Annotated in this window: 20 protein-coding genes and 1 pseudogene; 9 read left to right on the top strand and 12 right to left on the bottom strand. The window is 57.1% G+C overall.

Annotation, left to right across the window (positions count from 1 at the left end; translation table 11 throughout):
- Nucleotides 1-3: 3 nt before the first annotated feature.
- Together AUC60_RS01510 and AUC60_RS01505 are read right to left on the bottom strand one after the other, a co-directional pair.
- Nucleotides 4-876 carry a phytanoyl-CoA dioxygenase family protein gene (locus AUC60_RS01510; protein ID WP_087264284.1) on the bottom strand — a complete coding sequence of 291 codons (873 nt, stop codon included), beginning with the start codon at nt 874-876 and terminating at the stop codon, nt 4-6.
- Between the two features lie 33 nt (nt 877-909).
- On the bottom strand, nt 910-2,430 hold the full coding sequence (locus AUC60_RS01505) for an amino acid ABC transporter permease/ATP-binding protein (protein WP_087264283.1): 1,521 nt from the start codon (nt 2,428-2,430) through the stop codon (nt 910-912).
- Between the two features lie 540 nt (nt 2,431-2,970).
- On the opposite strand from AUC60_RS01505, the gene AUC60_RS01500 reads away from it, so the two are divergent.
- Nucleotides 2,971-3,873, top strand: coding sequence for a LysR family transcriptional regulator (locus AUC60_RS01500; protein ID WP_238599502.1), 903 nt, complete (start codon nt 2,971-2,973; stop codon nt 3,871-3,873).
- A 112-nt stretch (nt 3,874-3,985) separates the two neighbouring features.
- On the opposite strand, the gene AUC60_RS28375 is transcribed toward AUC60_RS01500, so the two are convergent.
- Nucleotides 3,986-4,714, bottom strand: a complete 729-nt coding sequence (locus tag AUC60_RS28375) for a methyl-accepting chemotaxis protein (protein ID WP_420800717.1) — start codon at nt 4,712-4,714, stop codon at nt 3,986-3,988.
- A 129-nt stretch (nt 4,715-4,843) separates the two neighbouring features.
- Nucleotides 4,844-5,611, bottom strand: a pseudogene (locus AUC60_RS28370) (MCP four helix bundle domain-containing protein); the annotation flags it as partial.
- Nucleotides 5,612-6,366: 755 nt separating this feature from the next.
- On the opposite strand from AUC60_RS28370, the gene AUC60_RS01490 reads away from it, so the two are divergent.
- Nucleotides 6,367-7,044: a DUF3313 domain-containing protein gene (locus AUC60_RS01490; RefSeq protein ID WP_087264280.1), complete on the top strand. Its 678-nt coding sequence runs from the start codon at nt 6,367-6,369 to the stop codon at nt 7,042-7,044.
- 160 nt (nt 7,045-7,204) lie between these two features.
- Here the strand turns inward: AUC60_RS01490 and AUC60_RS01485 are convergent, their stop codons facing one another.
- The gene (locus tag AUC60_RS01485; protein WP_087264278.1) at nt 7,205-8,149 is read right to left on the bottom strand and encodes a LysR family transcriptional regulator; all 945 of its coding nucleotides are present in this window, start codon (nt 8,147-8,149) and stop codon (nt 7,205-7,207) included.
- A 181-nt stretch (nt 8,150-8,330) separates the two neighbouring features.
- Nucleotides 8,331-9,020: a GntR family transcriptional regulator gene (locus AUC60_RS01480; RefSeq protein ID WP_238599492.1), complete on the bottom strand. Its 690-nt coding sequence runs from the start codon at nt 9,018-9,020 to the stop codon at nt 8,331-8,333.
- Nucleotides 9,021-9,342: 322 nt separating this feature from the next.
- On the opposite strand from AUC60_RS01480, the gene AUC60_RS01475 reads away from it, so the two are divergent.
- The 3 genes from AUC60_RS01475 to AUC60_RS01465 all read left to right on the top strand — a co-directional run bounded on the left by AUC60_RS01475 (nt 9,343) and on the right by AUC60_RS01465 (nt 12,798).
- On the top strand, nt 9,343-10,020 hold the full coding sequence (locus tag AUC60_RS01475; protein WP_087264274.1) for a DUF2848 domain-containing protein: 678 nt from the start codon (nt 9,343-9,345) through the stop codon (nt 10,018-10,020).
- A 5-nt stretch (nt 10,021-10,025) separates the two neighbouring features.
- Nucleotides 10,026-11,366, top strand: coding sequence for an amidase (locus AUC60_RS01470; protein WP_087264272.1), 1,341 nt, complete (start codon nt 10,026-10,028; stop codon nt 11,364-11,366).
- A 100-nt stretch (nt 11,367-11,466) separates the two neighbouring features.
- A complete protein-coding gene (locus AUC60_RS01465) occupies nt 11,467-12,798 on the top strand; it encodes an MFS transporter (protein WP_087264271.1) in 1,332 nt (443 codons plus the stop codon).
- A gap of 461 nt (nt 12,799-13,259) precedes the next feature.
- On the opposite strand, the gene AUC60_RS01460 is transcribed toward AUC60_RS01465, so the two are convergent.
- Nucleotides 13,260-14,597, bottom strand: coding sequence for an MFS transporter (locus tag AUC60_RS01460; RefSeq protein WP_087264269.1), 1,338 nt, complete (start codon nt 14,595-14,597; stop codon nt 13,260-13,262).
- Nucleotides 14,598-14,774: 177 nt separating this feature from the next.
- Nucleotides 14,775-15,680, bottom strand: coding sequence for a LysR family transcriptional regulator (locus AUC60_RS01455; RefSeq protein WP_087264268.1), 906 nt, complete (start codon nt 15,678-15,680; stop codon nt 14,775-14,777).
- An 87-nt stretch (nt 15,681-15,767) separates the two neighbouring features.
- Here AUC60_RS01455 and AUC60_RS01450 point away from each other — a divergent pair, with 87 nt between their 5' ends.
- Nucleotides 15,768-16,163 (top strand): carboxymuconolactone decarboxylase family protein, encoded by a 396-nt coding sequence (locus AUC60_RS01450; RefSeq protein WP_087264266.1) that lies wholly within the window; start codon nt 15,768-15,770, stop codon nt 16,161-16,163.
- Between the two features lie 88 nt (nt 16,164-16,251).
- Here AUC60_RS01450 and AUC60_RS01445 read toward each other — a convergent pair whose 3' ends face one another.
- Nucleotides 16,252-17,559, bottom strand: coding sequence for a dicarboxylate/amino acid:cation symporter (locus tag AUC60_RS01445; protein WP_087264265.1), 1,308 nt, complete (start codon nt 17,557-17,559; stop codon nt 16,252-16,254).
- Between the two features lie 93 nt (nt 17,560-17,652).
- Nucleotides 17,653-18,708, bottom strand: coding sequence for a tartrate dehydrogenase (locus AUC60_RS01440; RefSeq protein WP_087264264.1), 1,056 nt, complete (start codon nt 18,706-18,708; stop codon nt 17,653-17,655).
- 137 nt (nt 18,709-18,845) lie between these two features.
- On the opposite strand from AUC60_RS01440, the gene AUC60_RS01435 reads away from it, so the two are divergent.
- Nucleotides 18,846-19,754: a LysR family transcriptional regulator gene (locus tag AUC60_RS01435; RefSeq protein ID WP_087264262.1), complete on the top strand. Its 909-nt coding sequence runs from the start codon at nt 18,846-18,848 to the stop codon at nt 19,752-19,754.
- On the opposite strand, the gene AUC60_RS01430 is transcribed toward AUC60_RS01435, so the two are convergent.
- Both AUC60_RS01430 and AUC60_RS01425 read right to left on the bottom strand, forming a co-directional pair.
- The gene (locus AUC60_RS01430) at nt 19,751-20,893 is read right to left on the bottom strand and encodes a glycerate kinase (RefSeq protein ID WP_087264260.1); all 1,143 of its coding nucleotides are present in this window, start codon (nt 20,891-20,893) and stop codon (nt 19,751-19,753) included. The genes AUC60_RS01435 and AUC60_RS01430 overlap by 4 nt on opposite strands.
- Nucleotides 20,894-21,004: 111 nt before the next feature.
- Nucleotides 21,005-22,105: a sugar diacid recognition domain-containing protein gene (locus tag AUC60_RS01425; protein ID WP_087264258.1), complete on the bottom strand. Its 1,101-nt coding sequence runs from the start codon at nt 22,103-22,105 to the stop codon at nt 21,005-21,007.
- Nucleotides 22,106-22,420: 315 nt separating this feature from the next.
- On the opposite strand from AUC60_RS01425, the gene AUC60_RS01420 reads away from it, so the two are divergent.
- A complete protein-coding gene (locus tag AUC60_RS01420) occupies nt 22,421-23,431 on the top strand; it encodes a zinc-binding alcohol dehydrogenase family protein (protein WP_087264256.1) in 1,011 nt (336 codons plus the stop codon).
- Nucleotides 23,432-23,455: 24 nt separating this feature from the next.
- Complete coding sequence (locus tag AUC60_RS01415) at nt 23,456-24,979, top strand: UxaA family hydrolase (RefSeq protein ID WP_087264254.1); 1,524 nt, start codon at nt 23,456-23,458, stop codon at nt 24,977-24,979.
- Nucleotides 24,980-24,991: the final 12 nt, after the last annotated feature.

Genomic DNA, 24,991 nt, shown 5'->3' with positions numbered 1-24,991 from the left:
GTATCAGGCAGTGGCCAGGTCGTTTCCGGCCTGTTGTACAAAAAACGAAGCGCCCTTGGGTTTCTGCGGCAGACGGATCTGGTTCGCGGTGCTGCGCACCAGGCCGCTTTCGTGTCCCGCCACCATCAAGCTGGTGTGTTCGCTGGGCAGCGGGTTTTCGCCAAAGGGCAACGCGTCTTCGGCGGCGTACACGCTGATGAACAATGTGCGCGGCAACTCGGTTTCATTCGGGCTTGAGGCGTGCAGCAAGCGGGTGTGCATGAAGCACACGGAGCCCGAAGGCCCATAACAGGCCACCGGTTGCTGGCAATGCTCTTCAACAACCGCGTCTTCCACTGCCCCCGTGAAACGTCCGTTCTGCCAATGTGACCAAAGCTCGCCCTTATGGCTGCCCGGCACGACATTCAGCGGGCCATTTTCGGGAGTCACGTCACTGACCATCAGTAGCGCTGTCACCAGGTCGTCGTTGCTGTGCGGCGTGAACAGAAAGTCCTGATGCCACTTCACCTGGGTGGCCGTGTGCGGCAATTTTGAGTTGATCTTGCTGTGATGAAAGCGCGTGCCGTTGCCTCCGATCAACTGCGCAGCAATGGCCGCCATGCGCGACTGGAAGGCAGTCTGTTGGTAAGCCGGTGAGATTTCCGTCGGCGAGGTCACGCGCCGCAACGACGGATGATCCGGGCGATGGTCGCTTTCAAGATCGAAACGCGGCCGACCGTCCAGCGTCTGCCCCCACGCACGGTCTTGGGTGCGGCTGTCTTCCACCCACTGGTCGAAGTCATGCTGCAACGCCGCCACTTCGTCGGCTGCCAGCACGCCCTCAACGACCAGAAAACCCTGCGCGTGAAACTGGTCGATCTGCCATTGCTCGATCATGTTCTTCTCCCCTGCAAACAAAACGTTAAGGTTTCAAGCCAACGAAACATCTTTCAGAAAAGCTTCCACTCGCGGGTGCTGTCCATCGCGCAGGGCCTGCGGGCTGTCGTCGCAGACCACCCGGCCTTTCTCCATGAATACGATTCGGTCAGAGACCTTGAAGGCGAAGTTCATCTCATGGGTCACGATGACCATGGTGATGCCCTCCTTCGCCAGGGTTTCGATCACCTGCAGCACCTCGTTGACCTTCTCTGGATCGAGTGCTGATGTCGGCTCATCGAACAGCATGATTTGCGGACGCATCATCAACGCACGGGCAATCGCTACACGCTGCTGTTGCCCGCCGGACAACTGATGCGGGTATTTCCAGGCGTGCTCGAGCATGCCGACCTTGTGCAGCAACTCATACGCTTGCTGCTTCAACTCCTGCGCTGAAGCCAGGCGGTGATAACGCGGAGCCAGCAGCAAGTTATTGAGCACAGTCAGGTGCGGAAACAGATTGAAGCTCTGGAACACCATGCCGATGTTCAGACGATGCTCTGTATGCTCGACGTAGCGCGGCGGTTGCGCACCTTGACGGACGAGGTGAATAAACGGCTGGCCATTGATCCTGATATCACCGTTATCGATCTGCTCAAGGCCATTGAGCAGACGGATCAAAGTAGTCTTGCCCGAGCCGGAAGGCCCGATCACCGACACCACTTCGCCCGGATGAATCTGCAGGCTGACGGCGCCCAGCACTTCAATGTCGTTGTAGGCCTTGTGTAATTTGGTGGCCTGAAGTGCCGGGCCTGTGAAGTCGGAGACAGGACGATCAATTACCGCACGCTCCCGAGTGGCGAGTTGGAGCATTTCAGCGTCAGGCTCACGCACCACTTTGCGTTGAGTGACATCCAGATAACGCTCCAGCCGCTTGAGCAGGAAGTCGAACACGGTAACGATCAGCACGTAGTAAAACGCCACCGCCGCCATGGTCTCCATGACCAGAAAGTTCTGCGAATACAGGCGCTGACCCACCATCAGAATCTCGGTCAGCGAGATCACCGACACCAGCGAGCTGAGCTTGACGATTGAAATGTATTCGTTGGTCAGCGACGGCAACGCCACGCGCAGCGCCTGTGGAATCACAATGCGCCACTGCGTACCGACAAAGCGTAATCCCAATGCTCTGGCTGCTTCGCTTTGCCCTTTGGCAATCGACAACAGCCCGCCGCGATGGATTTCCGCGACATAAGCGGTTTCGCACAACACCAGGGCGATCAACCCGGCCCAGAACGGGTTGGCCAGCACCGCGGACGTGGCGGGCAGCGCCTGTGGCAAGTTGTAGACGAATATCAGCAACACCAGCAAAGGCAGGCTGCGGAACAACCAGATATAGCCCCGAGCAGGCAAGTTGATCAGCGGGCTGGAAGATTGTTTGGCCAGCGCTACGACGAAACCCAGAACAATGCTGATCAGCCAGGTCAATGTACTGAGCTGTATGACGGTCCACGTTGCCATCCAGAACTCGGTATCGCTGAACAGACCAAACATGTATTTCCAGTCAAACGTCATCGTCGTCGGCTCGCTCGTCTAAGTACTCGGCTAAGTACAATGGCGGGTTATATCCAACGCAAGTTGAATATTGAGCGCTGCCCCGCTCTCCCTTCTGAGGCCATCATGAGCGAAGTTTCGCCAAACGACCCAATAGTAAGTTTTTGCTCATAGCGTAGGAAAATCCTAAGCAGAACCGGCGCGATATATGCTCAATGCAACAGCACAACGAAACTATTCACCCTGCGCTGAATATGCCGCACATTATTAGGGCGGTAACTGTTTTACCCGCTTTGATTTGCTCACTTTCAGTGCAAACCCCAGATTCTGTGGGCCGTACAGAGCAATGGATTAGTTGAGGCGCCGCGCGTTTAGCACTGATTAAAGGATTACCTGGCAGCCGAATAACCGAATCAGCACGAATCGTAGCGCTTGGCACGCTCTTCGCTGAGCATAGGCAAAAGCTATTCAGGCACTTCCATTAATGGCCGATTGTTGGCGGGGTACGCGGTGACGCATTTCACATTGAAACAGCTCAAGTACTTTGTCACTGCCGTTGAAATGGACAGTATTGCCGAGGCTTCACGACAGCTGCATATCTCGCAGCCATCTATTTCCGTGGCGATAAAAAATCTGGAAGAGGCTTTCAATCAGCCACTGTTTGTACGTCACCACGCACAAGGGGTGTCCCTGACTTCCGGCGGGGGGAAAGTGTACGAAAAGGCCAAAGAGTTACTGAGACTTTCCGAAGAACTGGAACAGGACTCTCGCGCAGAGAGCAAAAATGTATCCGGCACTATCGCACTGGGCTGTTTTGAATCAGCCGCACCGCTGTATATGCCCAGGCTTGTTGCCGGTTTTAAACAACTCTATCCCGACGTGACTATTCAGCTCTGCGACGGGGAGCAACACGAATTGATGCATGGGCTGCACCGCGGTCGCTTCGATCTGGCGTTTCTTTACGATCTTGAACTGGGTGCGACGATCCACAAAGAAGCCTTGAATGCACCGCACAAGCCTTATGCACTGCTGCCAGCAGCGCATCCTCTTGCCCAGCGGCAAACAGTGACACTGCGCGAGTTGAGTCAGGAACCCATGATCCTGCTGGACGCCGTGCCCAGCAGAACCTACTTCATGGATATTTTTACCGAGAAAGGCTACGCGCCGGTGGTGGCTTACAGCTCACCCTCGATTGAAATGGTGCGCTGCATGGTCGGCCAGGGCCTGGGGTTTTCGGTACTGGTCACACGGCCTTGCACCAACATAACCTACGACGGCGAGCTACTGGCGCAGCTTGATATCGAAGATGACATGCCCGCTTCGACCCTGGTAATGGCGTATTTACGTAATAACCAGCCCACTCGCGCAACCCGGTTATTCATGGATTACTGCCGCACCGTCGAGCTCGCTCCACCTTCGAGCCTGAAGGCGGAAGCGACGATCAAACAAAGCCTGACTATCTGAATGAACGCGCTTTTCTGTAGGAGCTGCCGAAGTCTGCGAAGCATTAAGGCTGATACACCGCCATCGCTGCCTCGCGTGACTCGAGAGCGCCAGCTTTACGGATCACAGCGACTTAAAGCTGAAACTTCTGCAACGACACCCGTAATTCACTCGCAAGTTGCGCAAGCGCCACACTTGCGCCGATGGTCTGTTCCGAGCGAACAGCGGACTGCGCGGACAGATCACGAATGCGCACCAGGTTGTGATCAACTTCCCGAGCGACTTGAGCCTGTTCTTCCGAGGCGCTGGCAATTACCAGATTGCGCTCATCAATGCCAGCCACCGACGATGCGATCAACGCTAGCGCCTGGCTTGCGGACTCCGCCTGGTTGCGTGTGTGGGCCGCTTGCTCGGTGCTAGAAGACAGCGCGGTTACGGTGTCCGCTGTACCCTGCTGGATTTTCCCGATCATCGTTTCGATCTCCCGTGTCGACTCACCCGTACGGTGCGCCAGTGCCCTGACCTCATCAGCCACCACCGCGAAGCCACGACCGGCTTCCCCTGCCCTCGCGGCCTCGATCGCTGCGTTAAGCGCCAGCAGGTTGGTTTGCTCAGAGACTGCGCGGATGACTTCCAATACCCGGCTGATATCTTTGGTGTGAGACGACAGCAGTTGTGCCTGCGTTGAGGCGCTGGCAACGTACTCGGCAAGCTCGGAAACGGATTTGACCGTTCTGTTGAGTTCCTCTTGCCCTTCACGTGCAGCTTGTGTCGAGGAGCGTGACTCCTCGGAAGTCGCCACTGCATTTCGCGCAACTTCTTCAACGGCCTGACTCATCTCTGTCACAGCAGTGGCGGCCATCTCGATTTCGCCGTTCTGCACATTGAGATCCGCGTTGCTGTCGCGCATCAGGGCATCCATCTCCTCCGCCGCCGAGCCGAGTTGGTCTGAAGCACCACCCACTTGGGCCAGCGTGGACTGCAAGCTGGATCTCATCCGCTCCATCGACTGCAGCAACTTTGCCGCTTCGTCCGTGCCGGTAATATCTTGCGCCTGACTGCGCAGGTCCCCGGAAGACACTTTTTCAGACGCGCTGAGCGCCTGGCTGATAGGCCCGGCAATACTGACGGTCAGACGCCAGGCAAGCAAAACCGTCGCCAGCACTGCAAACGCAAGCACCCACCAGATCACTAGTTCAGCATTATCGTAAGCATCACTTGCGCGATCGCTGGCAGTCGACTTCTCGTTGTCGTTGAACTCCTCCAATTGCTTCAGATAATGGTTAATCTCTTTAGCAGTAGTCGCCATCCCCACCATCACCAGACTACGGGCGGCCTCTTGCTGATGGTTCTTCAATAATTCGAAGGCACGTCCCGCAGTTGCGCTGTATTGTCCAAATGACGCGGCGATACCATCAATAAGGTCGGCTTCGTTTTTTGAACCGATCAATGGACGATACGCGGCGATCGCTCCATTGAACGCTTCGAGCTGCGATTGCAGATTGTTATACGCGGTTTGCAATTGCTGCTCATCGCTGGACACCAGTTTCACGGCCTCTACCCGCGTATTGGAAAATGCCAGTGCTATGTCGTCGCCCAACGCGATACCAGGCAGCGAACTGTTTTCAATAATCAGTCCTTCGTTACGGACGCTTGCCATTTGGTGAAGACTGAAAAGACCCAGTCCTCCCACAATCAGCACGATCAAAGCGAAACAGGTAATGACACGACTGGCGATTTTCAATTGTCTCAAAAGCATGTGTAGCTACCCCGTCAGCTATGAAGGAAGCGGATGCCGCTTCGCCCGAAAATGTCGCGCGTATAAATGCGTGCGGGGCAAAACACCGCAGATCAAATGAGTTAACTCTTCGGCCAATAAAGGCCTTTGATAAAAAATAAAGTTAATCGGTACAGGAAAAATTTCAGTATTCACCTGAGTTGGCCCGACCCTGCATCGGGCAATCAAATGGAATATGTACTCGGCAGCGTGAGCCTGGCGCAACGGCAGACTTTTCAGTTCTTTTTTAAAACCCGAGGAAAAACACTTTAAAAATTAGCTGACGAACCGGGCATCAGTACGATCGCTGTCTGTTGACTAATACCAGCCGGGCATTCAAATAAATTGCGCATGATAAGAGTGCGCAAGTTTAAACAGTGTTCTTCAGTATCGGTCCTCGAACGTTACGTTACTTCTTATCCTGAGACACCATCTGCTTATCCCCGCCAGAGTTTTTATATAAACAGAGGACATCGCCTGAGCTTTTGCCGCATCACGGCGGTCGCGTGCGGGTGGAGTCTTTGGTCACGCCGTCTATAGTCATACAGGTCATCGTTCGTCCACCCCCCCCGGAAATGACGGCACTCGCTGCCGCCCACACAGGGTGTCGGATGGCATGGAACCGTTGGCACAGCTCGCTTGGCTTCGTGCTCGGGCATGGCAATATCGGCTTTCGCACACGCCACTGGAGTACGAGATCACGCTCTTGATCGTGAACAACAAAAGGACGAGTTGCGATGAAAACGCCGAAGCTCAACACAATGCTTTGCTGCGCCATCCTGGGTCTGGTCGGCTGCGCCAGTTCACAGGTCGACCCAAGCCAATACTCGGGTTTCCTCAAGGATTACAGTTTGCTCAAGCCCGAAAAAAGTGCGACTGGCGCGCCGGTCATGCGCTGGATTGATCCAGACATCAAACTGAATCAGTACACCCATGTGTACATCGAACCTAGCCAGTTTTACCCTCAGCCGCAGCCGACCGCCGTGATTTCGGCCCAAGCGTTGCAATCAATCACCCGGTATTTCGATGCGGCTCTCAAACGTGAACTTGGCAAGGACATGCCGTTAGCTCAGGGGCCAGGCCCGAATACCATCGTCGTACGTCCGGCGATTACCGCAGTGTCGACCAGCACTGAGGGGCTGAGGCCTTACGAAGTTGTCCCGATTGCACTCGTGGCAGCAGCAGTAAACACAGCGGCCGGTGGCCGTGACCAGAACGTGGAAATCGCCACCGAAGCGGCTTTTCTCGACGGACAAAGCAAAAAGGTCCTGGCCCAGGTGGTGCGCAAAGGCAGTGGCAAACCGCTGGAAAACAATAAGACCCAATTGACCGTGGATGACGTCAAGCCGGTCCTGGATGGCTGGGCCAATGACATGCGCCTCAGTTACGCAAAACTTCGGGAGGGTAAGAAGTAGAGCGTCACTCGTCAGGCTGCAGACACGGGGATCTGTTGGGACGAGTGGGCAGCCATTCGACTTGCCCGCGAAAGGCGAAAAAACGTGGTGGTGTCAGATACCGCATCGTCTGATCCGCGGGCAAGCTTCGCGCCAGCGGAATCGATGTTAATCAGATGGTTCAAGGTGTTTTTCTGCTGCTATCGGGACGGCTGAGAATCACCATTTGCGGCCCCATCTGGCGGGCATATTGCTCCAGCGTATGGCTGGCGATGCTGACTACTTGCTCAGTCAACTCCAGACCCACTCCGGCGCGCCAGCAGGCGATGATGTCCAGCGCTTGAGGTCGGGCGACGTTCTCTAGAATGAACAACTTGCCATCGGCCAGCTCTTTGCTGACCAGTGCGGTCGGCAACGCGCCAATACCAAAGCCATCGCAAACCAACTGGGTCATGGCGGCGACAGAGTTGACACAACTGATGCGTGGGCTTTCGACACCGCCCGCATGCAGCAGATTGAGAATGTCCTGATGCGGACGGGAGTTACGCGAATACGTGATGATGCGTTCCCCTGCCAGCTCCTCAATAGATGCATACCTGCGCTCATAGATCGACCCGGCCGGGACAATCCACTCAATCGGCAGTACCGCCAAATGCTGGTTGCGCACCGAGTCACTGCGAACCATATCGGTCTGCACGATCAGATCGAGATAACCCTTCTGCAGCTGGTCGCAGAGGTTGAGCGATGTATCGACCGTGAGTTCGATTTCAACCGCGGGATAGCACTCCATCAAGGTTGATACAAATGGGCTCAACCATGTATGGATCACGGTGTCCATGACGCCCAGGCGCATACATCCCTTGAGGTCGCTGGTGGCGCTGATGGATTGCTGAAGCGCGTGCAGGGTATCGATCATTTGCTCGGCATAATCAAGTACCCGCTCCCCCTCAGGCGTCAGCGATACCCGTTTGGAGTCGCGAAGAAACAGCTTTGCGCCTAGCTCCTCCTCCAAAGCGGCAATGCGGTTGGATATGGAGGCTTGAGTGGTGAACATTTTTTCGGCGGTCAGGCGAAAGCTTTTCAGCCTGGCGACCCATACAAATGTTTCCAGAAACTTCATGTTCATGCACAACTGCCCGTACAAAAATAGTTGATCAACTCACGCAGAGGGCGTCAGCAAGCAGGTTGCATACGCAAGTAACACGCCAGAGTGTTCGACATCTCATAGGAGGCACCCTGATCGGAACGCCGAGTGCATTGGCGTCCCACGGGATTTGCAGGTTCTAAAACGACGGGACCGATGGCAACTAGAGGGTACGCATGATGGCCCGGCGGAAGTCATCGATATGGTGATGGATAGCCTTGATAGCGGCCTCGCTGTCGCGATTTTCCATTGCAGTGAGGATCTGCAAATGCTCGTCATAGATGCGTTCACTGTGGTGCATTTCAGACAACGTCAGAAACCAGAAACGCGCCTGTTTTTCATGCAGCGTGCGTAGCAGTTCAGCCAATACCCGATTGCGCGCCGCAGCGGAAATAGCCAGGTGAAACTGCAAGTCGACTTCCATCAGCCCCTTCACGTCGCGCCGCTCCAGCAACGGTTGAGTGCGGCCGATGATTTCACGCATGCGTACGAAGTCTTCCTCCTGAGCGCGCTCTACTGCCAGCTTCACGCACAACTCCTCGTTGGTTCGACGCACTTCGATCATGTCGAGGATGTCGTTGAGCGAAATGGGCGTCACCATCACGCCCTTGCGCGGCAGGATCGTCACCATGCCTTCCATTTCCAGGCGGTGCAACGCTTGATGCACAGGTGTTCGCCCAAGCCCCAGCAACTGCGTCAGTTGCGCCTCGTTAATGGCTTCGCCTGGGCGCAGGTGACAGGAAATGATCCGTTGCTTGATCTGCAGGTACGCCAGTTCACGCAGGCTGGCTCCGCCTTTCACGGCGGATTTTTCTGCCGGATCGGCGCTGGGCAGGTCAGTTGAATCGAGCAATACGAAAATCCTCAATGGCGTTGCTGATATATCACTGTATTTCATCTCATCCCGATTGTCGCTTCCACTGCCTCTCAAACCGGTAACAGAAACGCGCCATTAGCATGCACAGCCTGCGCAAAAGTGGTGCGCTTTGGTAACACGGTCCGTTTTTGGCCTGATCCCCATACAACAGATAAAGCCCATAACCATTTGATAAATAGAGTTATTAATCCTCCAGACAAGTGGCTGGCATACCAATTGCGTATTGATAATCCTGTGATATATCAGTGTAACTTCAGATCGCACTGGTGTTCTTTCCATCTTTAACGAGGGCAACACCTTGACTCAGCTTAATCTTCAGGTCGCCAACCACGGCGAAGTCACCGTAGACATCGATCACTTGATCATCGCGGGCTGGGCTGGCCGTAACAGCGAGGCTGTGGAGCACCATATTGCGGAACTGGAAGCCCTCGGCGTTCGCCGCCCCACGCAAATCCCGTGCTTCTATCGCGTAGCTGCCAGCTTGCTTAACCCGTCCGAAACTATCCAGGTTCCGGGCAAAGACTCTTCAGGGGAAACTGAATTCGTACTGATCCCTAGCAGCGTGGGCCTGCTGGTCGGCCTGGGCTCGGACCACACCGACCGCAAGGTTGAAGCGTTCGATGTGACGGTTTCCAAGCAAATGTGCGACAAGCCGATTGCCGCCACTGCCTGGCGTTTCGATGAGGTGCAGGGTCATTGGGATCAACTGATCATGCGCACCTGGCGTACACGTGACGGTGCTCGCACGCTTTACCAGGAAGGCCCGGTCACCAGCCTGCTGGCACCCGACACCTTGCTGAGCAAACTCAACGATACGGCGAGCCTGGCGCAAGGCACTGCGATGTTCTGCGGCACACAACCGGTGATCGGTGAGTTGGGTTATGGCGAAGCGTTCGAAATGGAGCTGTTTGACCCTGTACTTGATCGCAGCCTGCGCCACGCCTACAGCGTCGAACCGTTGCCTGTCGCGGAGTAATGCAGATGAAGCCAATCAGAGAACTGGCTGAGGACCTTGCCAAGGGCGTTACTACCAGCGAGGCCTTGGTCAGCGCGGCGCTGGACCGAATCAATGCGCACCGCGCCCAAGGCGGCAGCGCTTACCTGTCAGTGGATGCTGAAAGCGCGCTGCAAGCGGCGCGAGCCAGTGATATGGCGCGCGCTGCGGGCTATGTGCCCTCCCCGCTGGCCGGTCTGCCGGTTTCGATCAAAGACCTGTTCGATGTGAACGGGCAGGTCACCGCGGCGGGCTCCAAAGTACTTGCCGATGCTCCCCCGGCGGTCAGCGATGCGCCTGTCGTCCAGCGCTTGAGAGCAGCTGGGGCTATCCTGCTGGGTCGCACCAACATGAGCGAGTTTGCGTTTTCCGGCCTTGGTCTGAACCCGCATTTTGGCTCTCCCACCAGCCCGGTCGCCGCTGGGCGTATAGCTGGCGGATCCAGTTCCGGTGCCGCAGTCAGCGTGGCTGAAGGCATGGCGGTAGCCGGGCTGGGTACTGACACGGGTGGTTCACTGCGAATCCCCGCAGCGTTCTGCTCGCTGGTGGGCTTCAAGCCCAGCGCCAGTCGTGTCTCCACCCGAGGGGCATTTCCTCTTGCCACAAGCCTGGACTCGATTGGCGCGCTTACCGCCACTGTCGACGACAGCATCTTGCTGGACAGCGTCCTGTCAGGCGACACACTTGATACCCGCGCGGCTTCGCTACAAGGCCTGCGTCTGGCCGTCACTCGTGATTTTGTCATGGACAATGTCGACGCCACGGTGGCCGCCGCCTTCGAGCGCAGCTTGCAACGCCTGAGTGATGCAGGGGCAGCGATTCGCTGGTTCGACTTCCCCGAGTTGCACAACTTGCCGAAGATCAATGCCGCAGGTGGCCTGACGGCCGCCGAGGCGTGGTACTTGCATCAGGGGTGGCTCAGCGGGGATCGTGCTGCCGATTACGACCCACGCGTCGCACAGCGCATTCGTCGGGGTGAAGCCTTGAGTGCTGCCGATTACCTGCATTTGCTCACGCAACGGCAGGCGATGATTGCGCTGGCGGGCGAGCGTTTGGCAGATGCTGATGCCTGGCTGATGCCAAGTGTTGCTGTCGTACCACCGGAATTGGCCCCCTTGGAGCAAGATGATGCGCACTTCTTCGCCACCAACGGCCTGGTGTTGCGCAACACCAGCGTGATCAATTTCCTCGACGGCTGTGCGATCGGTCTGCCCTGCCATGTGCCCGGCGAGCTGCCGGTGGGTTTGTCCATTGCGGGCCTGAATGGTCAGGACGCCCGGGTGCTGCAAATCGCCCGCAGTGTCGAAGCCCTGCTGCGTACCCCGTAACCCTGAGCGTGATTGTCGTTGCGCTCGTGGCCTTTGCCGCGAGCGAACCGGTATGGCGGCCCTCTTCAGGCTGCCATCTCTTGATCGATGGAGATGCAACATGAACCACAATCCCGCCCTGAATAGCAGCGCTGCTGACGTCGCGCCCGATCAGGCCGCAACCGCCGCGACCTACCGCAAGATTGCCTGGCGCCTGCTGCCGTTTCTGGTTTTCCTGTTCGTACTGGCCTGGATCGACCGGGTCAACGTCGGCTTTGCCAAACTGGCGATGCTTGATGACCTGGGTTTTAGCGAGGCCGTTTATGGACTCGGAGCCGGTATATTTTTCATCGGTTACTTCCTGTTCGAAGTACCCAGCAACCTGCTGCTGGAAAAAATCGGTGCGCGCCGCACACTGGCCCGGATCACCATCCTGTGGGGCCTGACGTCGATGGCGATGGCCTACGTCTCCAGCCCGATGTCGTTCTACATCCTGCGCTTCCTGCTCGGGGTATTCGAAGCGGGCTTCTTTCCTGGCGTGGTGCTGTACCTCACTTACTGGTTTCCGGCAGCGCAACGGGCACGCATCAACGGCATGTTCATGACCTCGTTCGCCATTGCCGGTGTGGTTGGCGGCCCGATTGCCGGCTTCATCATGAGTCGCATGGTCGGTGTCGGGAGTCTGGCGAACTGGCAATGGTTGTTCATCCTCGAAGGCATCCCTTCGGTGCTGGCCGGTTTTGCCGTACTACGCTATTTGCCGGAAAAACCGGTCAACGCCAAATGGTTGAGCCCTGCTGAACAGCAGATGGTCAGCGCGGTGATTGCCCGCGAAGATGCGGAGCCGGAAAAGCACAGTGACCTCAAAGCACTGGTTCGCAACCCCAAGGTCTGGTTGTGTACGCTGGTGTATTTCTGCATTGTCTCGGGTAACGCGACCATTGCGTTCTGGACGCCCTCGGTGATCAAGTCACTGGGGGTCAATGACACCATGAGTATTGGTTTGCTGGCAGCGATCCCTTTTATCGTCGGCACTCTGGCCATGCTTTGGAACGGCCACCATTCCGATAAAACCGCCGAGCGTCGCATCCACTGCGCAATGGCAGCATTGCTCGCAGGCTTGGGCCTCATCGCGACGGGCCTGTGCCTGGGCAACGCAACCATGGCCTTGATCGCACTGACCATTGCAGCAGCCGGGATTCTGGCGGCATTCCCGGTCTTCTGGTCAATCCCCGGCGCGTTCCTGGCGGGTACCGCGGCAGCGGGCGGCATTGCGCTGATCAATTGCATCGGCAACCTGGCTGGCTTCATCGCCCCTTACATGATCGGCTGGCTGCGCACCTTGACCGGCAGCCTTGCGGCTGGCCTGTACTTCGTAGCGGCGCTGGAGATTCTCGCAGCAGTATTGGTGTTCTGCCTGTTCAAGGATGTGAAAGTCAGCCGTACGAAATGACCTGTGGGAGCCGGGCTTGCCCGCGATGCATGAGACGCAATCGGAAGCCATTCCGCGTTATCGTTTATCGTCGGAATGCCCCCCGGACCAAGCCCGCCGCCCACAGGGTTGAGTTGATCTGTTGCGCGTAACTGCCCACAAAAAAGCCCCCAAACCATCCGGTTGGGGGCTTTCTCTTTGCTGATCCCGCTGTAACCTATTTCTCCAACGGCTTGCCCGCTGTTTCCCTGGCGCAGATCAGCGGAGCTAAGCCGCCGCGGATTGATCTGTGGGAGCCGGGCTTGCCCGCGATGCATGAGACGCAACCAGAAGCCATTGCGCGTTATCGTTTATCGTCGGAATGCCGCCCGGACCAAGCCCGGTTCCCACAGGGTTGAGTTGATCTGTTGCGCGTAATTGCCCACAAAAAAGCCCCCAAACCATCCGGTTGGGGGCTTTCTCTTTACTGATCCAGCTATAACCTATTTCTCCAACGGCTTGCCCGCTGTTTCCCTGGCGCAGATCAGTGCGATCAACGTGATGCCCAACGCTGCACACACGTACAGCGAAACGGCCAGTGTCGAGTTATAAGACTTGTACAAGCTGGCAATGATCAGCGGCGCGAAGCCGCCGCCGATGATACCGGCCAGTGTGTAGGCCAGCGACGAGCCGGCATAACGTACCCGCGTCGGGAACTGCTCAGTGACGAAGGCCGCTTGCGGACCGTACATCGCAGCGTGAATCACCAGGCCCACGACCACTGCGACACAGATCGACAGTGGCTGAGCCGTATCCATAAGCTTGAAGAACACAAACGCCCAGGCCATCGCACACAACGCGCCACCGATGTATACCGGTCTGCGGCCGATCTTGTCCGAGAGAATGCCGAACAGCGGCACGCAGATCGCGTTCAACCCGGCACCAATCATCGTCGCGGTGAGCGCCAGAGGTCGCGGCAAGTGCAAAACCGTCGTCACGTACGTCAGCGTGAACACCACGACCAGCGCATAAAGAACATCCGAGCCCACACGTGCGCCACCGGCCAGCAGCAGTCGACGCCAGTGGTTGCTGAAGACTTCTTTGATCGGTGTTTTTGCGGTTGCGTTGTGGGCTTCGATTTCCTTGAAAACCGGCGTCTCTTCCACTCCGCGGCGTAACCAGAGACCGAAGATCACCAGCGCGACGCTGGACAGGAACGGGATGCGCCAGCCCCACGACTGGAAGTCTTCCGGGCTCAGCCCCCATGAAACCAGCGCAATAAAGCCGGTGCCGAGCAAGGTGCCACACGACGGACCGACTTGTGTGAATGAAGCGTTGCGACCCCGTTGGTGCTGCGCACCGTGTTCCATGGAGAGCAATACAGCCCCCGCCCATTCACCACCAATGGCAGCGCCTTGGACGAAGCGCAACGCGACCAGCAAGATCGGACTCCAGATCCCCCACGCCGCATAAGTAGGCAGCAGGCCCATCAGCCCTGTGGCCACACCCATCAGTACCAGCGTAGTGACCAGCACAAAACGACGACCGAGCTTGTCGCCCAGATGGCCAAAAACGATGCCACCCAGAGGCCGGGAGATGTAGCCAACGGCATAGGTCGAGAACGCGAGAATGGTGCCGGTCAGCGGGTCGAACGACGGGAAGAAAATCGCATTGAAGACCAACGCCGCCATCAGGTTATAGACCGTGAAGTCATACCACTCCAGCGTCGTACCAATGGTACTGGCAGCCGCCAGGCGACTCATTTTTTTGCCCGAGGCGACCGGTGCCGAGGAGCCAGGCGTGGAGTCGGACAGCGCCTGCGTGTTTTGCGTCGTACTCATCATATTCTCCATTGATCAACAATGAAGAAATGATCTGTCGGCACGTTAATGCCTGACAAACGGGTTTTTTACACGGCAACGATCAGTTTTTCTTGTGGAAAACACGCTGCGCACCAATCAAGTGCCGTGAATGAACCACGCTGGCGCAATCTGCGCAAATGCCAGGGAAAATAAGGCTTATTGTGACTGGATCTTGATGCGCACAAGGTCCAGAAAACAATCCAGAACTGCAGAGGAATTGCTGTCGGACCACGCCATTGCGATCCCGCTTGAGAGCTGGCTCGCTTCATCCCTGAGCTGACGATAGACAACCCCGTGCCGCGTGACATTTTTGAGTGACGCCGAGACAAACGCCATACCCTGCCCCTCAGCAATCAAGCCCAGCAATATGTGATGGTCGTCGGGTTCAGGCACCGTACGAGGCCTGAAGTTATGACGCTCAAAGATTGCCTGGCAATGGTCATAAAATCCCGGGTTCAGCCGCCGCTCGAATCGGAATATCGCTTCGTTTTTCAGGTCAGCAAAGCCTAGCTTGCGCTTACGCGCGATGGAGTGACTGGCTGGCAGAGCGATCAGTACCGGCTCCTCCAGGAGCGTTTCGACCTTCAGCCCTTTGGCCTCGGTATGCAGGCCGATAAAAGCCACATCCATCGTGCCGTTCTTGATGTCCCGCACGAGGCTGATCGAGTGCTTACCGGTAGTCTTGATCATCAAACCCGGATGGCGCAGCCGTAAGAGCCCCGACACATCGGGAATTACGCTGCGATCAAACACCGTCGTGTATCCCACGCGCAATTGACCGCTCTCCTCCTCGCGCATTGCCTGTGCAATTGCTACGGCCTTGGCCGCTTGTGCCAGTGTTCGCTTGACCTCAGGCAAAAATGCCAGGCCCGCCGCGGTAAGCGTTACCCCTGCTTTCGTCCGCAAAAAAAGTTCGACGCCAAGTTGATTTTCCAACTGACGGATTTGCCTGCTCAGTGGCGGCTGGGAAATGTGCAAGCGCGTTGCTGCGCGCCCAAAGTTGAGTTCCTCGCTGAGTGCAAGGAAGTAACGGAACTGTCGCAGATCAATGGCTTCGTTCATACCGAAAAGGTATCACCCAAAAGGTATTGGATCAAAGCACAACGGCAGTCCTAAGGTGGGTTACACACCTAAGTGGAGCAGGGATTTATGGAAAACGAACGGTATGCCAGAGGCCTGGCAAAGCTCAGAGAGATCGATGGCCAAGCGGGCGAAAACGTTATTGAAAGCCTGAAAGACATCGCACCTGATTTCGCACGGTTACTCATAGAGTTCCCGTTTGGCGATATCTATTCAAGACCGGGTCTGGAACTCAAAAGCAGAGAGCTCGCAGTCGTCGCGGCGCTCACCGCAATGGGCAACGCCGCACCGCAACTCAAGGTGCATATCCACGGTGCGCTCAATGTTGGGTGTAAGGAGCAGGAGATTATCGAAGTTATTATGCAGATGGCTGTATATGCCGGCTTCCCTGCTGCGCTGAACGGGTTGTTTGCTGCCAGGGAAGTGTTTTCACAACACGACCGCGGCGGATCGCCTCGCGCATAGAACCTGTAGGAGCTCGCGGTGCTCGTGAGCTCCTACAGGTCCTAGCTTGTTTGGCGAAAGCGCGGTGTCATGGACTCCAGGGCTGGGTTTAACTTGAGAGGATCGGTGCAGCGTCGGACTCAGCCTTGGCCGGCAACACCGGCTCGGTTTCACCATCGAGCGCCTTGTGCATCTTGACGGTATCCAGCGCCCCCACCCATTTGGCGATGGCCATGGTGCCGACGCCATTACCGATGGTGTTGGTGATCGCCCGCGCTTCGGACATGAAGCGGTCGACACCCAACAGCAAGACCATCCCCGCCACCGGAATGGTGCCCAACGAGGAAAGCGTTGCGGCAAGGATGATGAAGCCCGAACCGGTCACGCCCGCCGAACCTTTGGAGGTGAACATCAGCACCGCCAGCACGATCAACTGGTCGGTCAGCGTCAGTGGCGTGTTGGTCGCCTGGGCGATGAAAATGGCCGCAATGGTGTAGTAGATCGCCTGTCCATCCGGGTTGAACGTCAGACTGGACGGGATGATCATGCCTGCCACGGGTTTCGAGACCCCGGCTTTTTCCATCTTGGAGATCATCTGTGGCAGCACTGACTCCGACGAGCTGGTGCCCAGCACAGTGAACAGCTCCTCCTTGATGAACTTGAGGAATTTCCACAGGCTGAAACCGCTGTAGCGACAGATAGGCCCGAGGACAAAGATCACAAAGACGATGCAGGTCAGGTAAACGCAGGCCATTAATTTGCCCAGCGAAAACAGCGAACCGAAGCCGTATTTGCCGATGGTGAACGCAATAGCGCCAAACGCACCGATCGGTGCCAGACGCATGACCATGTTGACGATGCGGAACATGCCCTGCATCAGGCTATCCAGCATGTCGACAAAGGGTTTGCCCCTGGGGCCGACATGAGCCAGTGCCACGCCGAGCAGGATTGAAAACAGCAGGATCTGCAGGACGTTGCCTTTCGCGAACGCGTCGACGATGGTGTCCGGGATGATGTTCATGAAGAAATCCATGAACGTCGTATGCTTGGCCGCCGTGGTGTAGTTGGCCAGACTGGAGGCATCCAGTGTCGCCACATCGATGTTCATGCCTGCGCCGGGCTTGAACACGTCTACCACTACGAGGCCGACGACCAGCGCCAGCGTGGAAACCACTTCGAAATAGATGAGTGCGCGAAAGCCGACGCGCCCCAGCTCTTTCATGTTTTCCATCTTGGCAATGCCCGTCACCACGGTGAGGAAGATCACCGGGGCCAGGAGCATCTTGATCAATTTGATGAACGCGTCGCCCAACGGTTTGAGCGCGGTTCCGGTCTCGGGAACCAGTACGCCAACCAGCGCGCCGAGGATGACGGCGATGAGCACTTGCACGTATAGCTTGCCAAATATTCTTTTCATGACAGGGCCCTGATTTTTATTGTTGTCAGGAAATGCCGAGAAGCCAGCTCCAGTGAGCAGCCCCTCGGCGTTGTGCCGCAGTACTACTTTGAATCAGCGGTTGATCAGCGCGATCACCGCGTCGGTGATCTGCCGGGTGGTGGCGTTGCCACCCAGATCCGGGGTGTGCAAACCGCTCTCGGTCACGGCTTCGATGGCCGACATCAACTGCCTGGCCGCATCGGCTTCACCCAGGTGCTCGAGCATCATCGCGGCAGTCCAGAACGTGGCGATCGGATTGGCAACCCCTTTGCCGGTGATGTCGAAGGCAGAGCCGTGAATCGGTTCGAACATCGAAGGGAATTTGCGCGATGGGTTGAGGTTGGCGGTGGGTGCAATCCCGAGGCTGCCCGACAAGGCAGCCGCGAGGTCGGACAAAATGTCAGCGTGCAGGTTGGTGGCGACAATCACGTCCAGTGTCGAAGGCTTGAGCACCATTCGCGTGGTCACAGCGTCGACCAGTTCCTTGTCGGTTTTGACGTCCGGGAAGTCCTTGGCAACTTCGTAGAAGATCTCGTCCCACAACACCATGCCGTGGCGCTGGGCGTTGGACTTGGTGACCATGGTCAAGTGTTTACGTGGCCGACTTTGCGCCAGTTCGAACGCAAAGCGGTGAATGCGCTCGACCCCGGCACGGGTAAATACCGAAACCTCAGTGGCAACTTCTTCCGGCAAGCCGCGGTGTACACGACCGCCGTTGCCGGAGTATTCACCTTCGGAGTTTTCACGCACTACCACCCAGTCGATCTGGTCCCCGTTATGCAGCGGGCTTTTCACCCCTGGCAATACACGCGCCGGGCGCACGTTGGCGTACTGATCGAAACCCTGGCAAATCGGCAGACGCAAGCCCCAGAGAGAAATGTGGTCCGGCACATTGAGGGCGCCCACCGCGCCGAAGAAAATCGCATCGAAGGTCTTCAGCTCTTCAAGGCCGCCTTGCGGAATGTAGTAACCGTTTTTCAGGTAGTTGTCCGAGTTCCAGTCGAAGTGTTTGAAGTTCAGCTCAAAACCGGATTTTTTAGACAGGGCTTGCAGCACTTCAACGCCAGCGGCGATGACTTCGACACCGATGCCATCACCTGGAACCGCAGCAATTTTGTATGCGCTCATCGTTAACTCCACTCTCGTCATTTTCTTGTTGTTCCCGTCGAACCGAGCTGTCCAAACGGGGTGTGGTCGGAGTATATGTAGTGAATCAAGAGGCGTGAGTTACTCCAAATCACTACATAAATAACTTTGAGTTACGAATGAGCCAGACGCTGGATTTGTCCTTTTTCTATCTGTTGGCCAATAAAGGCAGCCTCGCGGCGACTGCGCGCGAGCTTGGCGTCACCCCGCCAGCAGTGAGTAAACGCCTGACCGCGCTAGAGGCGCGGCTGGGCATTCGCCTGGTTAATCGCACCACGCGTTCGATGAGCCTGACGTCCGAAGGCGAGCTGTATTTCTCCCATGCGGCGCGGATCCTCACCCAGATTGATGATCTCGAACAATTGATGAGCAGCAGCCGTGCGACGCCCAAAGGGCTGATTCGGGTGAACGCGTCGCTGGGGTTCGGTCGCCGTCATGTGGGCCCTGCCCTTGCGGCGTTCTTCGCGCACTATCCAGAAGTCGAAATCCAGCTGGAGATCAGTGACCATCCGCTGGATTTGGCGGCGCATGGTTTCGATTTGGGGATTCGTTTCGGAACACTGCCGGACGCCGCCTTTCATGCGCGAAAGATTGCCTCCAACCGTCGTTTGCTCTGCGCGTCACCGCTGTATCTGGAGAAATACGGCACACCGCAGAAACTCAGTGAGCTGCAGCACCACAACTGCATTTTTATTCGCCAGAATGAATCACCTTATGGTGTCTGGAGCTTCACCAACGGTGGTCGCACAGACAACGTCAAGGTGCATGGCGCACTGGGCTGTAACGATGGTGAGGTCGCCCTGAACTGGGCGCTGGAGGGTTTCGGCATTTTGCTCAGGGCTGAATGGGACATCGCCCGCTATGTGCGCAGTGGCCGATTGCGTCTGGTGCTGGAGGACCAGACGCCGACCCGTGCTGACGTGTACGCGGTTTACCCGCAGCAATTGCATTTGTCAGCACGGGTGCGCAGCCTGATCGACTTTCTGATCGAGCGTTTCAAGCACATCGATAATGTCGAGGAGAATTAGCCTGTGGTGCGTCCCAGTTGCCAGACCAGGGCAACATCCCTTGCCCGCTCCTGCAATAAACGCGGTGCGTCCTGACAGGCTTCTGCCAGGCTCATCGGACCGGAAACCACCGAAAACGCGGCGGCAATGCCGTGCTGATACAGCGTTTCATAGCCTTCGCCCAAGGTGCCCGCGAGTATAACCACCGGCACGCCATGCTTCTGGGCGACGCGGGCGACGCCCATGGGGGTTTTGCCTCTCAGGGTCTGGAAGTCGCAACTGCCCTCCCCGCTGATCACCAGGTCAGCGTCCCGGACTTTTTCCGCAAGGCCGACCAGTTCAGCCACCACTTCAACACCTGGTCGAAACCCTGCCCTCAGGAATGCTTTCGCGGCAAAGCCCATGCCGCCGGCGGCACCCGCGCCGGGTTCGTCTCGCACATCGCGTTCGAGCACGGCAGCACAACAATCGGCATAGCGCGCCAGTGCGTGATCCAGCGATTGTATTTGCTCAGGGCTCGCGCCCTTTTGTCGGCCAAAGGTAAAGGAGGCGCCGTGCGGCCCGCACAGCGGATTATCAACATCGGCGGCGATTTCAAAGCTGACGGACTGCAAACGTGGATCCATACCACTCAGGTCGATACGCGCAAGATCGGCCAGTGCGAGACCTCCGGGAGCCAACGGTTTTTCTTGCGCATCATAAAACCGCACGCCCAATGCAGTGAGCATGCCCGCACCGCCGTCGTTGGTTGCGCTGCCGCCGATGGTCAATACGACTTTCTCAGCACCTGCATTCAGGGCCTCGACAATCAATTGGCCGGTGCCGACAGTAGACGTGATGCAGGCGTTGCGCTGCGCTACCGCAACCAGTTGCAGGCCGCTGGCTTCAGCCATTTCGATGATTGCAGTGCGCGACTCGGGCAACCAACCCCATTGGGCGGTAACGTCAGTGCCCAGTGGGCCGGTGACAATGTGCTGACGTCGTTCACCGTCGAGCACTGCCAGGATCGCATCCACGGTGCCCTCACCACCGTCGGCCATGGGGCATTGAACCAGTTCTGCGCAAGGGAAAACTTCAGCCAGGCCCAGAGCAATAGCTTGAGCGACATCGGCAGCACTCAGGCTGTCTTTAAACGAATCAGGTGCTATGACGATCTTCATTGACGCTCTCCGGCGATCTATTTGTTGTGCCTTCAGGCTGACACCTTACCCATTGGGTGCGCTTTAGTCTTTTGCACAACATTAGATTTATTAAATTGTTCTCCCGCACAATTAATCGGTTTCAGGCAGTAATTGCACGCTGAGGTATAACGTAATCAGGTCATCCAGCCGGTCCAGATCAAGCCCGGTGATTTCGGCGATCCGGTCCATCCGGTAACGCAGACTGTTGCGGTGCACACCCAACGCCGCGGCGCACTGCTGAACTTGCCCACTGTGTTCACACCAGCTGCGCAGAGTCTGCAGCAATTGACCATTGCTGTCCTTGACCCGCACCTTCTCGATAATCGCCAGCAATTCCTCCGTCGCGCCCTCGTCGCGATGTGCCCATAACATCACCGGCAGGCGATAACGCGTCAGCGATAAAACGCTCTCGTGCGTCTTCACCGCCAGACCGTAAGCGGCCAACGTCTTCACGCGGGCACAGACGTTGCGCAGTTGCGCGATGTTATGTGCAGGCACCCCAAAGGCCAGACGCTCTATCGCCCAGCCCTGCGCCTGCATTTTTTGTAGAAGTTTGTCAGGGTCGAACACCGCTGTTGAGGGATAGCACCACAGCAGGGTTTTGTCAGAAAAGCTCAGGCACCAACTGTCTGGCGTTCGTCCGTGCAGCCATTCACATACCGCTGCCATCGTTTGATCCGAGGTGAGTTCAATCCAGACCGGGGTGCGCGAGAGCTGAGGCTTCAGACCCAGACGCTGCGCTTCATCAAGGAGCCTGGCCGGGTCGCCGCTTTCACTCAGCAGCAATGACAGCAGTTCATCAATGCGCAGTTTGCGCCACTGACGCTCGTCCTCTCGTTGACGCTGCGCGACGAGCATTTCAGCGGTCATGCGCAGCAACTGCGCGTAAGTCTCCAGCGCTTGCGGATCACCGCTCAGGCCCAGTACACCAATCAAACGCCCGTCATGCATGAGCGGCACGTTGATGCCCGGCTGCGCACCCTTGAGGCTCGACGCAGCTGGCGCGTCGATGAGCACCACTCGCTGAGTGGCCAGAACCTGCTGGGCGCCCTCATGACGGGTGTTGATGCGCCGGGCTTCGCCGCTGCCAAGGATCAAGCCCTGGCTGTCCATCACGTTCACGTTGCAGGGCAGGATGGCCATCGCGCGGTCGACAATTTCCTGTGCCAGCGCGTAGTCCAGTTCAAACATGCTCTTGTCCTTGAAATGCACGGGCCGGATGAATCCCGCTGACCATCATGAAGGGCCGGTCACCGTTTTTACAAGTCAGCTCTGCGACACCCAACAGATAGAACGAGAAATACAAATTGGTCGGTCCAATTCAACATTATTAAATATTGGTCTTGCCAATAAAATTCACGGCGTGTAGTTTTTCAGGCGTGATCATCCGAGCGGGCACCTGCCCGACTACAACAAAAAGAGATCAACAAAAAGAGACCCTCCTGATGTGTAGATATCCCGCCTGCAGCGCGCTCGGTGCCCTTCCCCTCACCAAGGAGCATCAGCATGCTGACCGTCATCTGTAACGAACCCGGCTCGTTAACCGCTATCGAACGCGATAAGCCACTTAGACAAGCCGGAGAAGTCCTTATCCGTGTCAAACGCGTGGGTGTCTGCGGCACCGACCTGCATATTTTCACCGGCAACCAGCCTTACCTCGAATACCCACGAGTCATGGGCCATGAGTTCTCCGGGATCGTCGAAGACGCCGACAGCAACAGCGAGCTTGCTGCTGGCGACGTGGTTTACGTGATGCCTTACCTTTCCTGCGGGACATGCATCGCTTGCCGCCAAGGCAAAACCAACTGTTGCACCCGAATTCAAGTGCTGGGGGTTCACTGCGACGGGGCGTTCACCGAATACCTGAGTATCCCCCAGGCATTCGTTCATAAAGCGGCGGGTGTTTCTCTTGATCAGGCCGCGATGATCGAATTTCTCTCGATCGGTGCTCACGCGGTGCGCCGCTCAAATGTGCAGGCGGACAAACGCGTGCTGGTGGTCGGCACCGGTCCAATTGGCATGGCCGCGGCGATCTTCGCCAGTCTTCGCGGCGCGAAGGTCACGGTACTGGATACCCGTGAAGACCGTCTGGCCTTTTGTAGCCAACACCTGAACATTCAAGCAGCGGTGCAAATCGGCGAAGGCGACAAGCAGGCTTTGGCTGACCTCACAGAAGGTGATTTTTTCGACGTGGTATTCGACGCCACCGGCAATGCCCGAGCCATGGAGCGTGGCTTCGAGTTCATTGCGCACGGCGGTACCTACGTGATGATTTCAGTGGTTCGGGACTCCATCACCTTCTCCGACCCTGAGTTTCACAAGCGTGAAGCCACCCTGATGGGCAGCCGTAACGCCACCCAGGAGGACTTCCACTATGTGGAGGAATGCTTGCGCAACGGCTTGATTCCAGATGCCGCGCTGAACACCCATCGGCTGACGCTCAAGGATGTTGCCGAATCGTTCACCACACTGCTCGACCCGAAACAGGGCGTCGTCAAAGCCATCATCGAGTGCTGAAAAAACGCATTTAGAGGACGCACCATGAACCAGCCCTCCTTGCTCGTTTTATCACCCGGGGATGATGTCGCTGTCGCCCGAGGTGACATCGCCGAAGCCCGGCAACTCAGCGCCGACGGCATTGAGCTGATCGCCCGGCAGCCGATTCCGTCCGGCCACAAGATTGCCCTGAGAGGCGTATCGGCCGGACAACGAGTACTCAAGTATGGCCAGCCCATCGGCCAGGCAACGCAGAACATCGAGCCCGGCGACTATGTCCACGTGCATAACCTGGCCATGCCGACCGTTAACTCCGAACACAGCGTGCAGAACGTCTATTCGCCGACTGCGTTGAGCCAAGAGCCTGCTACGTTCGAAGGTTACCTGCGCGATGATGGGCGGGTTGGCACCCGCAATTACATCGGTATCATTTCCAGCGTCAACTGTTCCGCGACTGTCTGCAAACACATTGCCCAGGCGTTCACTGCCGAACGTTTGAAGGACTTCCCGAATGTCGATGGCGTGGTTGCCATTACCCATGGCAGCGGTTGCGGCATGGGCGCCAAAGGTGAAGGCATCGACATCCTCAAGCGGACGTTGAGCGGCTACGCGAATCACGCCAACTTCGCCGGTGTGCTGTTGATCGGCCTGGGGTGTGAGGTCAACCAACTGACCCCGTTGCTGGATGAACTTGACGACCGCGCAGCCCTGTTGAAGGCCAGTCTGATCATCCAGGATGCGGGCGGCACACGTGAAACCGTGCAGCGCGGCATCGCCCATATAGAGGCGATGTTACCGATCATTAATAAATTCCAGCGTACAACCGTAGCGGCCAGCCACCTGTGCGTAGGTCTGCAATGCGGCGGATCGGACGGTTATTCAGGCATCACCGCCAATCCGGCACTGGGTGCAGCCGTGGACCTGTTGGTGCAGCAAGGCGGCACGGCAATACTTTCGGAAACCCCGGAAATCTATGGCGCTGAACACTTGCTGACGGCCCGCGCCGCCTCCCCGGAAATCGCAGCGCAATTGATGGAACGGATTCACTGGTGGGAAGCCTACGTGCGCCACAACGACGGTGACATGAACAACAATCCCTCGCCCGGCAACAAGGCCGGGGGCATCACCACCATTCTGGAAAAATCCCTGGGTGCCGTGGCCAAAGCAGGTGCTACCGGCTTGATGGGGGTTTACCAGTACGCTGAAACTATTGAAGCCCGTGGGCTGGTTTTCATGGACACGCCTGGCTACGACCCGGTTTCTGCGACAGGTCAGGTGGCAGGCGGTGCGAACCTCATTTGCTTCACTACCGGCCGGGGTTCGACTTATGGCTGCAAGCCCACACCCTCGCTGAAGATTGCTACTAATACAGGGTTATTTCAGCGCATGGAGCTGGACATGGATTTCAATGCCGGGGGGATTGTCGACGGGGTTGAGTCCGTCGCCGAGTCAGGTCAACGGTTGTTCCAGTTGATGCTCGATACTGCTTCCGGACGGCAAACCTGCAGTGAAGAGAATGGCCTGGGAGACAACGAGTTTTTGCCATGGCAGATCGGCGCGGTGATGTGATGACGGCTTGAA

This window comes from Pseudomonas caspiana, assembly GCF_002158995.1.
GTDB classification, from domain to species: Bacteria; Pseudomonadota; Gammaproteobacteria; order Pseudomonadales; family Pseudomonadaceae; genus Aquipseudomonas; species Aquipseudomonas caspiana.
Note: the sequence above shows the minus strand (reverse complement) of the source record. Positions and strands in the feature narration are given on the sequence as shown.

What these genes read in the sequence shown, in the direction of transcription:
- AUC60_RS01510 (WP_087264284.1), bottom strand. Translation starts at nt 876, where the DNA reads ATGATCGAGCAATGGCAGATCGACCAGTTTCACGCGCAGGGTTTTCTG.
- AUC60_RS01505 (WP_087264283.1), bottom strand. Translation starts at nt 2,430, where the DNA reads ATGACGTTTGACTGGAAATACATGTTTGGTCTGTTCAGCGATACCGAG.
- AUC60_RS01500 (WP_238599502.1), top strand. Translation starts at nt 2,971, where the DNA reads ATGGACAGTATTGCCGAGGCTTCACGACAGCTGCATATCTCGCAGCCA.
- AUC60_RS28375 (WP_420800717.1), bottom strand. Translation starts at nt 4,714, where the DNA reads ATGGCCGCCACTGCTGTGACAGAGATGAGTCAGGCCGTTGAAGAAGTT.
- AUC60_RS01490 (WP_087264280.1), top strand. Translation starts at nt 6,367, where the DNA reads ATGAAAACGCCGAAGCTCAACACAATGCTTTGCTGCGCCATCCTGGGT.
- AUC60_RS01485 (WP_087264278.1), bottom strand. Translation starts at nt 8,149, where the DNA reads ATGAACATGAAGTTTCTGGAAACATTTGTATGGGTCGCCAGGCTGAAA.
- AUC60_RS01470 (WP_087264272.1), top strand. Translation starts at nt 10,026, where the DNA reads ATGAAGCCAATCAGAGAACTGGCTGAGGACCTTGCCAAGGGCGTTACT.
- AUC60_RS01465 (WP_087264271.1), top strand. Translation starts at nt 11,467, where the DNA reads ATGAACCACAATCCCGCCCTGAATAGCAGCGCTGCTGACGTCGCGCCC.
- AUC60_RS01460 (WP_087264269.1), bottom strand. Translation starts at nt 14,597, where the DNA reads ATGAGTACGACGCAAAACACGCAGGCGCTGTCCGACTCCACGCCTGGC.
- AUC60_RS01455 (WP_087264268.1), bottom strand. Translation starts at nt 15,680, where the DNA reads ATGAACGAAGCCATTGATCTGCGACAGTTCCGTTACTTCCTTGCACTC.
- AUC60_RS01450 (WP_087264266.1), top strand. Translation starts at nt 15,768, where the DNA reads ATGGAAAACGAACGGTATGCCAGAGGCCTGGCAAAGCTCAGAGAGATC.
- AUC60_RS01445 (WP_087264265.1), bottom strand. Translation starts at nt 17,559, where the DNA reads ATGAAAAGAATATTTGGCAAGCTATACGTGCAAGTGCTCATCGCCGTC.
- AUC60_RS01440 (WP_087264264.1), bottom strand. Translation starts at nt 18,708, where the DNA reads ATGAGCGCATACAAAATTGCTGCGGTTCCAGGTGATGGCATCGGTGTC.
- AUC60_RS01435 (WP_087264262.1), top strand. Translation starts at nt 18,846, where the DNA reads ATGAGCCAGACGCTGGATTTGTCCTTTTTCTATCTGTTGGCCAATAAA.
- AUC60_RS01430 (WP_087264260.1), bottom strand. Translation starts at nt 20,893, where the DNA reads ATGAAGATCGTCATAGCACCTGATTCGTTTAAAGACAGCCTGAGTGCT.
- AUC60_RS01425 (WP_087264258.1), bottom strand. Translation starts at nt 22,105, where the DNA reads ATGTTTGAACTGGACTACGCGCTGGCACAGGAAATTGTCGACCGCGCG.
- AUC60_RS01420 (WP_087264256.1), top strand. Translation starts at nt 22,421, where the DNA reads ATGCTGACCGTCATCTGTAACGAACCCGGCTCGTTAACCGCTATCGAA.
- AUC60_RS01415 (WP_087264254.1), top strand. Translation starts at nt 23,456, where the DNA reads ATGAACCAGCCCTCCTTGCTCGTTTTATCACCCGGGGATGATGTCGCT.